This window comes from Streptomyces liangshanensis (genome assembly GCF_011694815.1).
Taxonomy (GTDB): domain Bacteria; phylum Actinomycetota; class Actinomycetes; order Streptomycetales; family Streptomycetaceae; genus Streptomyces; species Streptomyces liangshanensis.
Genome location: NZ_CP050177.1, coordinates 7375460 through 7388629 on the forward strand (window position 1 = coordinate 7375460; position 13170 = coordinate 7388629).

A 13170-nucleotide genomic window follows, 5' to 3' on the forward strand; every position below is an offset into this window, starting at 1 on the left:
AAGGCGGCCTTCGCCGAACTGGCCGCCGGAACGGGCGCGCGGCACGTCTCCGCGCCGGCCGTGCCCGATTCACCCGCCGAGCTCTGGCGCGCCTTGTCCTGTGCGATCACGCGGTGGACGTCGCGGAGGGCGCCACCGGCCTCGTCGCCACCGGGAACGACCCCGACACCGGTCCGGGAGGCCGGGTGAGCCAGGCGTTCCAGCTCGTCGAATTCGCGGAACGCGCTCTCGTCCCGGCCGTGGTCTTCGAGCGCGAGCGAGGCAGCTCCTGGACGGAGATCGCCCCGTACCTGGGCATCGGTCCGGCGGAAGTGGAAGAGCGGTTCGCCGCGCACCCGGACCACTGGAACACGGCCTTCGAGGTTCCCTACCGGCTCGACGACACCGGCCGTAAGCGCGTACCGCAGCTGCCCACGGCGGCGTACGACCCCGTGTGGGCCTGCGACCGGCTCGACACCTGGGCCAGGAACCGGCTCGTCCTGGTCAATGACGAGCGTCCCGTCAGCTCGGGCCTCGGCCGGGCCGCTCCGGAGGAGGAGCTTCCGCCAGTGACTCCGTAGTGGCCCTTTCGGCAGGCCCCCGTGAGCGTGTCCCCTGTCCTCCCGGAACGGGGACAATGGTCGCGTGACCTACCGCTATCGCGTCCTCGGCGCCACCCGGGTCCTGCGTCCCGACGGGACGGAGGTACGGCTCAGCGGAGCGCGGCTGCGGGCGCTCCTCGCCGTGCTCGCCGGGGCCGGCGGGCGGGCGGTCGGCACGGGGGAGCTGGCCGCCCAGGTGTGGGGGGAGGACGAGGAGCCGCCCGCCGACGAGGTGGGCGCGCTGCAAGCCCTGGTCGGGCGGCTGCGCCGGGCCCTCGGCGGCGAGGCCGTGGTCTCCGCGCCCGGCGGCTACCGGCTCGCCGCCGAGCGCGACGCCGTCGACCTCTTCCGCTTCGAGCGGCTGGCCGCCGACGGGGCCACCGCCCTGCGGGACGGGGATCCCGAGCACGCCCTGACGCTGCTGGACGAGGGGCTCGCGCTCTGGGACGGCCCCGCCCTCGCGGACCTTCCGGGGCGGGCCGCCGACCCCCTGGTCGTATGGGCCGAACAGCGCCGCGCGGCGGCGCGCCGCGACCTGCTGGCCGCCGAAGTGGCACGGGGCCGGCCGGACCGGGCGCTGGCCGGCCTCGCGGCCCTCGCCGCCGGGGCGCCCCTGGACGAGCCCCTGCACGCCCTGCGGATCCGGGCGCTGCGCGCGGCGGGCCGGCCCGCCGAGGCGCTCCAGGCGTACGACGAGGTACGGACGCTCCTCGCCGCCCGCCTCGGCACCGACCCCGGACCCGAACTGCGCGCCCTGCACGCCGAGTTGCTGGCGGGCGACGACGTACCCCAGGGCGACGTACCCCAGGGCGACGTACCCCGAGGCGACGCACCCCGGGGCGAGGCATTCCCTGGCGCCGCACCCCGGCGTGCAGCGCCCCCGCGCGACACGTACCCGCGTGACACGCACCCGCACCCCGCCCCCGGCACGCCCACCGCCCCCCGTATCACCCCCACCCCACCCGGCAACCTCCGTTCCGGCCTCACGTCGTTCCTCGGCCGGGAGACCGAACTGGCCGCCCTGGCAGCCGAGTTGGCCACCACGCGACTGGTCACCCTCATCGGCGCCGGCGGCGCGGGCAAGACCCGGCTGTCCCAGGAGGCCGCCCGCGCGGCGGCCGCCGGAGCCCGGCCCGTTCCCAGAGCGGGCGGCGGCTGGCCCGACGGGGTGTGGGTGGTCGAGCTTGCGCCTGTACGGGAGGCGTCGTCCGTGCCCGAGGCGGTGCTGACCGTGCTGGGGGCCCGCGAGACCGTCGTACAGGGATCCACCGGGGTAAGGGGCCCGGCCGCGGGAGAGCGCCCGGCGGACCCCCTCGACCAGCTCGCCGAGCACTGCGGGCAGCGCCGGATGCTCCTCCTGCTGGACAACTGCGAACACGTGATCGGCGCCGCCGCCGCGCTGGCCGAGGCCCTGCTCACCCGCTGCCCCGGCGTCACCGTCCTCGCCACCAGCCGCGAACCGCTCGGCGTCCCCGGGGAGTCCGTACGCCCCGTCGAGCCGCTGCCGCAGGACGTCGCCCTGCGCCTGCTCGCCGAACGCGGCGCCGCCGCCCGCCCCGGCTTCCGCGTCACCGACGACGCCGAGGCCTGCGCCGAGATCTGCCGCCGCCTCGACGGCCTGCCGCTCGCCCTCGAACTGGCCGCCGCCCGCCTGCGCGTGCTCGGCCCCCGGCAGATCGCCGACCGCCTGGACGACCGGTTCCGGCTGCTCGGCACCGGCAGCGGCAGCCGGACCGTCCTGCCCCGGCAGCAGACCCTGCGGGCCGTCGTCGACTGGTCCTGGGACCTGCTCGCCGACGACGAGCGGGCCGTCCTGCGCAGCCTGTCCGTCTTCTCCGGCGGCTGCGCCCTCGCCGAGGCCGAGGCGGTCTGCGACACCCCCGACACACTGTCGCTGCTCGCCTCCCTCGTGGACAAGTCCCTGGTGGTCGCCGCGCCCGACGGCCCCGCCGGGATGCGCTACCGCCTTCTGGAGACCGTCGGCGAGTACGCGGCCGAACGCCTCGCCGAGTCGGGCGACCGCACGGCCGTCGAGCGCCGCCACCTCACCGCGTACCGCGAACTGGTCCGCACCGGGGACCCGGAGCTGCGCGGGCGCGGGCAGACCCACTGGCTGGGCGTCTTCGAACGCGAACACGACAACGTACGCGCCGCGTTGCGCACCGCCGTGGACCACAAGGAGGAGCAGGAGGCGCTCTGCCTCGTCCTCGCCATGAGCTGGTTCTGGCAACTGCGCAACCACCGGGCCGACGCCCTCGCCTGGTCCTCCGCCGCGGCCGCCCTCGGCCCCGACCCCTTCGAGGAGCCCGTACGCCCCGCCGTACCGCTGGCGGAACCGTGCACGGGCCGGCCACCGCCCTGGTCGGAGGAGCAGGTGTGGGAGGGCCGCAGGGGGATACGGCTGATGTTCCTCGCCGGTTCCGACGAGAGCGCCTTCACCGCCGACCGGCCGGACGTCCGGGCCCGGCTGCGCGCGATCGTGTCGGCCTATGGCACCGGCCTGCCGCAGAACACCCGCCAGCCCGGCACGACATGGTTCTTCGCCCGGCTGATGACCGGTGAACTCCCCGGTATCACCGAGACGATGGAGGAAATGGTCGCGGCCTCCCGCGCCCAGGGCGACCGTTGGCACCTCGGCCTGGCGCTGATGCTCCGCGCGAAACTCCTCAACGACCGTACGGAGGGGCTGGCCCGGTCCGGCCGCGACGCCGACGAGGCACTGGCCCTCTTCGAGCAGGCCGGCGATCTGTACGCCATCGCCGAATCGCTGTCGGCGCGGGCCGTGACCCACGAACGCCAGGGCCGGTACGAGGAGGCCGCGGCCGACCTCGAACGCGCCATGCGCTGCTGCGCCCGGATGGGCGCCCACGCCCAGGTCCCGGTCTTCAAGGCACGCCTGGCGTCGGTACGGCTCGACGCGGCCGAGGCGGCGGGCGACCAGGACGCCGAACTCCGCGCCGAGGCACTGCTCGTCGAGGCGGTCGGCGAGAACGCGGAGCGCCTCGGCCAGACCGCCGGCATGTCCCGGCTGCTGCTGGCCGGACGCTACGGACGCACCGGCCGCACGGACCTGGCGCGCGCCCAGCTGCGCGCCCTGGAGCACGAGAACCCGCACGCCGGGCGGGCCCTCTTCGGCGGCATGGTGGCCGGCCTGTACGGCTGCCTGCACTGTCTGGAAGGGGAGTTCGAACAGGCCCTGGAGCAACTGCGGCTGGCCGTCGAGCGGTTCGACCGGATCGTGTACCTCGTCGCGCCGCACCTGGTCGTCGGCCAGCTGCCCAGCGCGGCCTGGGCCCGGGCGGGGCTGGGCGACGCGGAGTCCGGGGCGCGGCTGCTCGGCGCCTACGAACGCCACACCGAACTGCCCGAAGGCATCGGCCTGCACCCCTTCCCGTCGGCCGCGGACCGGGAGATCCAGGAGCGGGCGGAGTCCGTGGTACGCGCGGCACTGGACGCCCCGGCCTACGCCCGCGCCCACGCCGCGGGCCGCGACCTCACGGTGGAGGAGGCCGCGGCCCTCATCCGGGCTCCCGCCGCCGCTCTCTGACGATCCGTCAGTCCGCCGGGGGCTCCTGTGGGAGGGGAGCCGCCGCGGGGATCCCCGCGTCCGCCAGCCGCTCCCGCGCCTCCGCGAGATCCGCCTCCGTCGGCGCGTCGTCCTGCGCGAGGCCGCTCCGCCAGTACCCGGTGAAGTCCACCGAGCGCCGGGGGAACCCGCGCTCCGCGACCAGATGGCGCCGCAGGGCCCGTACGGCACCGGCCTCACCGCCGAGCCAGGCGTGGACCGAGCCCTCGGGGAACACCGCGTCGCGCACCGCCCGTACCAGCGGCCCCCGCGCCCCGGACGGCGCCCGGCCGCGGTGAATCCAGTGCACGGTCACGTCCCCCGCCGTCCCGAACCGCTGCTCCTCCGCCGCGTCCACGACCTCGACGAAGGCCACCGCGCGGGCACCGGCGGGCAGCGCCTCCACGATCGAGCCGATCGCGGGCAGCGCCGACTCGTCGCCGGCCAGCAGCGTCCAGTCGGCCGTCCCCAGGGGGACGGGCGTCGCGAAGTACGCCGAGGGGCCGAACATCCCGAGGACGGCGCCCGGCGCCGCCGACCGCGCCCACCGCGTCGCGGGACCGGCGTCCCCGGTCCCGTCCCCGTCGCCCCCGTGCAGCACGAAGTCGACGTCGACCGTGCCGCGCGACGGGTCGTGCGAGCGGATCGTGTAGCTCCGCGCCCAGGGCCGTTCGTCCTCCGGGATTGCCTGGAAGGCCGCGTACCAGCGCATCAAGTCCTGGCCCTGGTCCTGCTCCTGGTTCTGCTCCTGGCCGGCTGCCCCGGTCCCGGCCCCGGGCAGCCGGGGGACCCGCTGCCCGGCCCTCGGGAAGTACAGCTTCACCTGCTGGTCGGGACCGGCCGACGGGAAACCGGCGAGGTGGGGGCCGCCGAAGGTGACCCGGACCATGTGCGGGGAGAGCCGTACGACACCGGTGACCTCGACGGTCCGTACGGGCAGCGCCCGGGGCGCGGCGGCGGGCGGCCTGTCTGCGTTCTCTGTCATACGGGCACGCTCGCAGCCCGCGCCGACACGCCCCCGACAGCCCGCCGACACCGGGCAGGTGCCCCCGGAGGCCGCTGCCCCGTCAGGTCGGTGCCCCGGCGGACGGGGTCGCTACAGGGCCGCCGCCACCGCGTCGAGGAACCGCGCGTGCGCGCGGTGGCTGCACGGCGCCTCCGGGTTCCACGCCACGATCCGCGCCCGCTCCTCCAGCGCGCGCCAGGCGGGGTGGGACCGCAGGCTCGCGCGCGGAGCCGCGTTGACCCGTACGTCGGCCAGGATCACGTCCGGCTCCAGCGCGGCCGCCTCCGCCCAGTCGACCGTGCGCCAGTTGGCCCCCGCGCCCCCCGCCGGATCGACCAGCGACACCCCCAGCTCGCCGAGGTCGCGCAGATCGGGCCACGTCGACGGCCGCGCCAGGTAGGCCGTTTCGGGTCCGGCCGCGGACAGGGCCAGCACGCGGGGGCCGCCGTCCGGGCCCGTCCGCGCCCGCACGGCCGCCTCCGCGCGCGCCAACTCCGCCTCGGCGGGCCCGTGCGGCGCCCGCAGCGTACGGGCCAGTTCCGTGAACCGGTCCCTCGTCCCGCTCAGCGACCGGTCCTTGCCCACGTCGAGGACCACCACCGGGACCTGCTCCTCCAGGTGCTTGGCCGCCTCGGGGTCGATGCCGTACACCTGCCCGCCCCCGTAGCTGACGGCGACCACCAGATCGGGCTCCGCCGCGACGAGCGCGTCCAGGTCCACGGCGCTGCCCGCGCCGAAGGAACGCAGCCCCGCGAGCGGCAGGTCGCCCGCCTTCGCCGGATCCGGCGCCTCGCCGTCGTGATGGGAACCGAAGATGCCCAGCGGGCGCAACCCGTGGTCCCACAGGGTCGCGCCCGCCTGTATGTACGCGGCCACCCGGGCAGGGTGACCGGGCGTCACGGTCAGGTGGCCACGGTCGTCCGTGAACTCCCAGCTGGTGCTCGAGTCCATGCCTCGCCTCGTTCCGCTCGTGTCGGTGCGGTGTTCGGTGCACGACGTCCGTACGCGGGTGTGTGCGGGCGCCACCCACTCTCTGCCCATCCGGGACCCCGTGGACTCCCACCGCGCCCGCCCAGGTCATGGCCCCGGTCACGTTCCCGGCGGCCACGGCGCCGCTCCGGCGTCCGGCGGTTCGCGCGCCCCATGGGGGAGAATGCGTGTTCGGGCGGCAGCCGGAGCCCCCGCCTGCCGCGCCCGTACGCCCGCCGTCCCCCGTACGCCCGCCGACCCGTCCCAGGGAGCGTTCCGATGAAACCCGCCGCTCATGTCCGCAAGACCGCCCTGCCCGGCGTCGGCACCCGCTACGACCTCAACACCGAGGCGGGCGCGCATCTTTCGGTCGTCGTGCACCAGGACGGCCGGCGCATCATCTCCTTCCACGACCCGGAGGACGACGACGCCTGCAAGGACGCGGCCGCCCTCGCGCCGGCCGAGGCGACCGCACTGTCCGCGCTCCTGACCCCCGACCCCGTCGCCCATCTCCACCAGCACCTGGAGATCGATCTCGTCACGGAGCACATCCCGATCGGCAGGCGGTCCCCGTACGCGGGCCGCACGCTCGGCGCCACCCAGGCCCGCACCCGCACCGGCGCGTCGATCGTCGCCGTCCTGCGCCGTACCGACGCCTTCCCCTCACCCACCCCGGACTTCCGCCTCGCCCTCGGCGACACGCTCGTCGTCGTCGGGACCCGCGAAGGCGCCGACGCCGTGGCCGAACTGATCAACGGAGGATAGCCAGCCGTGCATGACACGACCCCGCTGCTCATCGAACTCGGTTCCATCATCCTGGGGTTGGGCATCCTCGGCCGGCTCGCCGGACGCATCGGATTCTCGCCCATCCCGCTCTACCTGCTCGCGGGACTCGCCTTCGGCCACGGCGGTCTGATCCCGCTGGCCGCGAGCGAGGAGTTCGTCGCCACCGGCGCGGAGATCGGTGTCATCCTGCTGCTGCTCCTGCTGGGCCTGGAGTACAGCGCCTCGGAGCTGGTCACCAACCTCAGGACCCAGTACCCCTCCGGGATCGTCGACCTGCTCCTGAACGCCGTGCCCGGCGCCGTCGCGGCGCTGCTCCTCGGCTGGGGCCCGGTCGCCGCCGTCGCGCTCGCAGGGGTCACCTGGATCTCCTCGTCGGGCGTGATCGCGAAGGTCCTCGGCGACCTCGGCCGCCTCGGCAACCGCGAGACGCCCGTCATCCTCGGCGTCCTGGTCATCGAGGACCTCGCGATGGCCGTCTATCTGCCCCTGCTCACCGCCCTGTTGGCCGGACTCAGCCTCGCGGGCGGCTCCGTCACCCTGCTGATCTCGCTCGGCACGGTCGGCGCCGTCCTCTACCTGGCCCTGCGCCACGGCCGGTTGATCAGCCGCGCCGTCTCCTCCGACAACCCGGAGATGCTGCTCCTCGTGGTCCTCGGCCTGACCGTCCTGGTCGCCGGGATCGCCCAGGAGCTCCAAGTCTCCGCCGCCGTCGGCGCGTTCCTGGTCGGGATCGCCCTGTCCGGCGAGGTCGCCAAGGGCGCGCACCACCTGCTGGCCCCGCTGCGCGACCTGTTCGCCGCGGTCTTCTTCGTCTTCTTCGGCCTGAACACCGACCCGGCGGCCATCCCGCCCGTCCTCGTCACGGCCCTGGTCCTGGCGCTCGTCACCACGGTGACGAAGATCGGCACCGGCTGGTACGCGGCGCGCCGCGCCGGGGTCAGGACGGCGGGCCGCTGGCGCACCGGCGGCACGCTCGTGGCGCGCGGGGAGTTCTCCATCGTCATCGCCGGCCTCGCGGTCGGCGTGGAGCCCCGCATCGGCCCGCTGGCGACGGCCTACGTCCTCATCCTGGTGATCCTCGGCCCCCTGGCGGCCCGGTGGACGGAACCGCTCGCACGCCGCCTGACCCGGGGACGCAAACCCAAGGACGCGGCCCGCACGCCGGGGGCGGCCCCGGCGCCCGGGACGCCGGAGCAGACCGATGGGGTACGGGGCGCTGTCTAGGCCGTCGTGTCGGTGACCGACACGACACCGGCGCGCCCTCGTACCCCACCGCGTCACACCGTGCTCAGACCCCGACGCCGAAGTCCGACGCGATCCCGGCGAGGCCGCTCGCGTACCCCTGGCCGACGGCGCGGAACTTCCACTCCGCGCCGTTGCGGTACAACTCGCCGAAGATCATGGCGGTTTCGGTGGCCGCGTCCTCGCTGAGGTCGTAGCGGGCCAGCTCCGCGCCGCCCGCCTGGTTGACCACCCGGATGAACGCGTTGCGGACCTGGCCGAAGCTCTGCCCGCGGTTCTCGGCGTCGTGGATCGACACCGGGAAGACGATCTTGGTGACGTCGGCGGGCACGGCCGCCAGGTTCACCTTGATCGCCTCGTCGTCGCCCTCGCCCTCGCCGGTGAGGTTGTCCCCGGTGTGCTCCACCGACCCGTCGGGGCTGGTGAGGTTGTTGTAGAAGACGAACTGCTGGTCCGAGCCGACCTTGCCCGACTCGCCGACCAGGATCGCGCTGGCGTCCAGGTCGTAGTCGGTGCCGGTGGTCGTCCGCACGTCCCAGCCGAGGCCCACCAGGACGGCCGTCAGACCCGGCGCCTCCTTGCTGAGCGAGACATTGCCACCCTTGGACAGGGAAACTCCCACGCTGCTCCTCCTGAGCTGTATTGGTGCCGTGGCAAAAATCTACAACAGTGTAGAAACATTCGGGAGTGACCCGGCGGACCGGTCCGTGCCAACTCTCGGCCGCCCTCGGCGAGTCCTGCCCCGCGCGAGTCCCTCCCCGGGCAAGGCCCTCCCCGGGCAAGGCCCTCCCCGGGAGGGTCCTGCCCCGGCCCGTCTCAACCCCGCCCGACCCCCGTGGGTTCGCGCCGGCCCGTGGCCGAACCACCCGCGGTCCGCACGATGTTGCGTGCCATCCCGCCGAACACCGAGGCGTGGAAAGGAGAGATGCCCCACCAGTACGCGTGCCCCAGCAGCCCCTGCGGGTGGAACAGCGCCCGCTGCCGGTACACCGTCAGGCCCTTCTCGTTCCGGTCCGCGCGCAGTTCGAGCCACGCCAGCCCCGGCAGCCGCATCTCGGCCCGCAGCCGCAGCAGCCGCCCCGGCTCGATCTCCTCCACGCGCCAGAAGTCCAGCGAGTCACCCACCCGCAGGTGCTGCGCGTCCCGCCGGCCCCGCCGCAGCCCGACCCCGCCGACGAGCCGGTCGAGCCGTCCCCGTACCGCCCAGGCCAGCGGGAACGAGTACCACCCGTTCTCCCCGCCGATGCCCTCGATGACCCGCCACAGCGACTCCCGGGGCGCGTCCACGGTCAGTTCGCGCTCGTCCGTGTAGAGGCTGCCGCCGGCCCAGTCGGGGTCGGTGGGCAGCGGATCGCTCGGGGCGCCCGCCACCGAGGCCGACGACCAGCGGGTGGACACCTGGGCCTGCTGGATCCGGCGCAGTGCCAGCTCCGCGGACCGGTCGAACGTCATCGGGCCGCCCGGCGGATCGGGGACGTACCGCGCGATGTCCCGCTCGTGGCACACGACTTCGTGGCGCAGCGACTCCGCGAGCGGCCGGGCGATGGACGCCGGGACCGGCGTCACCAGGCCGACCCAGTGGCTCGACAGGCGCGGGGTCAGTACCGGTACGGGCATGATGAGGCGCCGGGGGAGTCCGGCGACCGCCGCGTAACGCTGCATCATGTCGCGGTACGTCAGCACGTCGGCGCCGCCGATGTCGAACGCCCGGCTCACGTCGTCGGGCAGGCGCGCGCACCCGACGAGGTAGCGCAGGACGTCGCGGACGGCGATGGGCTGGAGGGACGTCCGTACCCAGCTCGGCGTCACCATCACGGGCAGCCGCTCCGTGAGGTAGCGGAGCATCTCGAACGAGGCCGAGCCCGAGCCGATGATGACGGCGGCGCGCAGGACCGCGGTCGGCACCCCGGAGTCCAGCAGGATACGGCCGACCTCGGCGCGCGAGCGCAGGTGCGGCGACAGCTCGCTCTCGGGCACCCCGGCGGGGGTGAGCCCGCCCAGGTAGACGATCCGCCGCACCCCCGCCGCCTTCGCCTGCTCGGCGAACGTGTGGGCGGCGCGGCGGTCGGTGGCGGCGAAGTCGTGGCCGGTGCCGAGCGCGTGCACCAGGTAGTACGCGACGTCTATGTCCTGGAGCGCCGCGCCGACGGACACCGGGTCGGTGACGTCGCCCCGTACGATCTCCGCCTCGCCCGCCCACGGGTGGTCGCGCAGTTTGTCGGGGGTACGGGCCAGGCAGCGCACCGTGTGTCCCGCGCCGAGCAGCTCGGGCACCAGCCGGCCGCCGATGTACCCGGTCGCCCCGGTCACCAGGCAGCGCAGCCCCTCGGCCCCCGGTTCCCGGCCGTCGGGCCGGTCCTGGCCCGATGCCCGGCCTTGCCCCTGGCCCTGATCCGGTACGTCGTGCGGCAGGTCGTTCGGTACGTCCCTCATAGGCTGAGCGTGTGCCCCGAAGCGGCGATCAGCAACGCGGCGTGCGCCGACCGGTCGCGTCACCCCCCCCGCTGCCACCCGCCCGCCGCCGTCACACCTTGCGGTACGAGTAGGCCTCGGCGGCCGCCGCCTCCACCGCGTCCAGGTCCCCGCCCGCGGACGAGGTGACCACGGCGGCCACCGCGCCCTCCACGAACGGCGCGTCCAGGAGCCGCGTCCCCTCGGGCAGCTCGTCCCCCTCGGCGAGCAACGCCTTCACGGTCAGTACGGAGCTGCCGAGGTCGGCCAGGATCGCCACCCCGGACCCCCGGTCCACCCGCGCCGCCGCCGCGGATATCAGCTCCGAGCTGGTGCCCAGCTCACCGCCCGGCGTGCCGCCCGCACCGGCCACCGGCGCCAGGGGGCCGCCGCCCGCCAGGCCCAGGGCCAGTTCCGCGACGGACGCGGCGACACTCGCGCTGTGCGACACCAGCACGATCCCCACCGGCTTCTCGACACTCATCCCGTCGCCTCCGACGTCTCGGCGAGGGCCGCGAGCAGCAGGGCCGCGGAGGTGGCCCCCGGGTCCTGGTGCCCGACACTCCGCTCGCCCAGATAGCTCGCCCGGCCTTTGCGCGCCTGGAGCGGTACGGTCGCCAGCGCCCCGGCCCGCGCCGCCTCCGCGCCCGCGGCGAACGACGTCCCGAGCACCTCCACGGCGGGCTCCAGCGCGTCCAGCATCGTCTTGTCCCCGGCCTTCGCCCCGCCCAGCTGGGCCACCGCCGCCACCCCGGCTGCCAGCGCCTCGGCGAACCGGGCGGGCGTGACCGCCGACGCGTCGCCCAGCTCCTTGCCCGTACGCCGCAGCAGCGTGCCGTACAGCGGCCCCGAGGCGCCGCCCACCGTGGAGATCAGCTGCCGTCCCGCGAGGGTCAGCACCGCGCCGGGCGCGAGCGGGCCCTCCTTCTCCAGGGCGGCCGTGACGGCCCGGAAACCACGCTGGAGGTTCGCGCCGTGGTCGGCGTCACCGATGGCCGAGTCCAGCTCCGTGAGGTGGTCGGCCTCCCGCTCCACCGCCGCGCCCGCCGTCGTCAGCCAGCGGCGGAAGAAGTCGCCGTCGAGCGTTCCGCCGGATTCCTGATCGGACATGTGCACTCCTCGCGCGCGCCTCGCGTCCGTGGACGCCTTGTCCCGAACCTATCCGCCTGCCGCGAACGTCCAGGTGAACGGCCCCGGTGCCACCGGAATCCCGGTCACCCCGGAATCCCCGGAATCCCGGTCACCCCGGCATCCGTACCCCTGGCGCCCCCGGTACCCCTGGCGCCCCCGGTCGTCTCACCGGCCCCAGCGCAGCCCGGCCGTCTCCACCGGCGCGTCGTACAGGCGCAGCAGCTCGCCGTCCACCTGGCAGAGCGTGACGGAGCAGCCGGCCATGTCCAGGGAGGTCACGTAGTTCCCGACGAGGGTGCGCGCCACGGTGACGTTCCGCTCGGCGAGCACCCGCTGCACCTCCGCGTTGAAGCCGTACAGCTCCAGCAGCGGGGTCGCGCCCATGCCGTTCACCAGGGCCAGTACGGGCCCCTTGGGCCGCAGGTCCTCCAGGACCGCGTCGACGGCGAAGTCGGCGATCTCGCGGGACGTCATCATCGCGCGCCGCTCACGCCCCGGCTCCCCGTGGATGCCGATGCCCAGCTCCAGCTCGCCGTCGGGCAGGTCGAACGTGGGGCTGCCCTTGGCGGGCGTGGTGACCGCGCTCAGGGCGACGCCGAAGGTGCGCGCGTTCTCGTTCACCTGCCGGGCGATCGCCTCGACCCGGTCCAGGGGCGCCCCCTCCTCGGCCGCGGCGCCGGCCAGCTTCTCGACGAACAGCGTGGCACCCGTACCGCGCCGCCCGGCGGTGAAGAGGCTGTCGGTCACCGCCACATCGTCGTTGACCAGGACCTTCGCGACCCGGATGCCCTCCTCCTCGGCCAGCTCGGCGGCCATGTCGAAGTTCAGCACGTCGCCGGTGTAGTTCTTCACGATGAACAGCACCCCGGCCCCGCTGTCCACGGCCGCGGCGGCCCGGACCATCTGGTCGGGTACGGGGGAGGTGAAGACCTCACCGGGACAGGCGGCGGACAGCATCCCGGGCCCGACGAACCCCCCGTGCAAGGGCTCGTGCCCGGACCCACCCCCGGAGACCAGCCCCACCTTCCCGGCGACGGGCGCGTCCCCCCGCACGATGACGCGGTTCTCCACATCCACGGCCAACTCGGGATGCGCCGCCGCCATCCCACGAAGAGCATCGGCGACCACGGTCTCGGGCACGTTGATCAGCATCTTCATGTGTTTCTCCCAGTTGAGTTACCAGGCACGTCACAGACCGCATACTCACAGGTGAGGCCCGACAGGTCCGTATTCGATTGTGATCGTCCTCCGGCGGTCGGAAGCGGCTTCCGCCAGGGGCTGACGCCGACCTCTCACCGACGCGCCTGACGGCCCGCCTCGCGGTGACCCGCACGCTCCATTATCGATCGAACCGGCCCGTACGGCATCGCCTGCGCATACCGACCGTCCGGCCGCCGGGCTTCTTCCCGTGCGAACCTCTCGGACGGCAGCGGACGTAC

General features: G+C 74.7%; 11 protein-coding genes. 4 read left to right on the top strand and 7 right to left on the bottom strand.

All coding sequences use genetic code 11. The features are described 5' to 3' along the window. The first annotated feature begins 113 nt into the window (after positions 1–113). The gene (locus HA039_RS32065) at positions 114–560 is read left to right on the top strand and encodes a hypothetical protein (RefSeq protein ID WP_243869889.1); all 447 of its coding nucleotides are present in this window, start codon (positions 114–116) and stop codon (positions 558–560) included. Positions 561–624: 64 nt separating this feature from the next. Then, complete coding sequence (locus tag HA039_RS32070) at positions 625–4128, top strand: AfsR/SARP family transcriptional regulator (RefSeq protein WP_167035331.1); 3504 nt, start codon at positions 625–627, stop codon at positions 4126–4128. Positions 4129–4135: 7 nt separating this feature from the next. Here the strand turns inward: HA039_RS32070 and HA039_RS32075 are convergent, their stop codons facing one another. Next, positions 4136–5131 carry a siderophore-interacting protein gene (locus HA039_RS32075; protein ID WP_167035333.1) on the bottom strand — a complete coding sequence of 332 codons (996 nt, stop codon included), beginning with the start codon at positions 5129–5131 and terminating at the stop codon, positions 4136–4138. A gap of 111 nt (positions 5132–5242) precedes the next feature. Next, positions 5243–6103: an ABC transporter substrate-binding protein gene (locus HA039_RS32080; RefSeq protein ID WP_167035335.1), complete on the bottom strand. Its 861-nt coding sequence runs from the start codon at positions 6101–6103 to the stop codon at positions 5243–5245. Between the two features lie 297 nt (positions 6104–6400). On the opposite strand from HA039_RS32080, the gene HA039_RS32085 reads away from it, so the two are divergent. Further along, positions 6401–6886: a cation:proton antiporter regulatory subunit gene (locus HA039_RS32085; RefSeq protein WP_167035337.1), complete on the top strand. Its 486-nt coding sequence runs from the start codon at positions 6401–6403 to the stop codon at positions 6884–6886. Between the two features lie 6 nt (positions 6887–6892). Then, complete coding sequence (locus HA039_RS32090; protein ID WP_167035339.1) at positions 6893–8131, top strand: cation:proton antiporter; 1239 nt, start codon at positions 6893–6895, stop codon at positions 8129–8131. 64 nt (positions 8132–8195) lie between these two features. Here the strand turns inward: HA039_RS32090 and HA039_RS32095 are convergent, their stop codons facing one another. The 5 genes from HA039_RS32095 to dhaK form a co-directional block, all read right to left on the bottom strand. Then, positions 8196–8771 (bottom strand): TerD family protein, encoded by a 576-nt coding sequence (locus HA039_RS32095; RefSeq protein ID WP_161309078.1) that lies wholly within the window; start codon positions 8769–8771, stop codon positions 8196–8198. A 194-nt stretch (positions 8772–8965) separates the two neighbouring features. Next, positions 8966–10582, bottom strand: coding sequence for an SDR family oxidoreductase (locus HA039_RS32100; RefSeq protein WP_167035341.1), 1617 nt, complete (start codon positions 10580–10582; stop codon positions 8966–8968). A 91-nt stretch (positions 10583–10673) separates the two neighbouring features. Beyond that, on the bottom strand, positions 10674–11084 hold the full coding sequence (locus tag HA039_RS32105) for a PTS-dependent dihydroxyacetone kinase phosphotransferase subunit DhaM (RefSeq protein ID WP_167035343.1): 411 nt from the start codon (positions 11082–11084) through the stop codon (positions 10674–10676). After that, positions 11081–11710 carry a dihydroxyacetone kinase subunit DhaL gene (gene dhaL / locus HA039_RS32110; RefSeq protein WP_167035345.1) on the bottom strand — a complete coding sequence of 210 codons (630 nt, stop codon included), beginning with the start codon at positions 11708–11710 and terminating at the stop codon, positions 11081–11083. The genes HA039_RS32105 and dhaL overlap by 4 nt, the downstream gene beginning before the upstream one ends. 186 nt (positions 11711–11896) lie before the next feature. Next, the gene (gene dhaK / locus HA039_RS32115; protein ID WP_167035347.1) at positions 11897–12889 is read right to left on the bottom strand and encodes a dihydroxyacetone kinase subunit DhaK; all 993 of its coding nucleotides are present in this window, start codon (positions 12887–12889) and stop codon (positions 11897–11899) included. Positions 12890–13170: the final 281 nt, after the last annotated feature.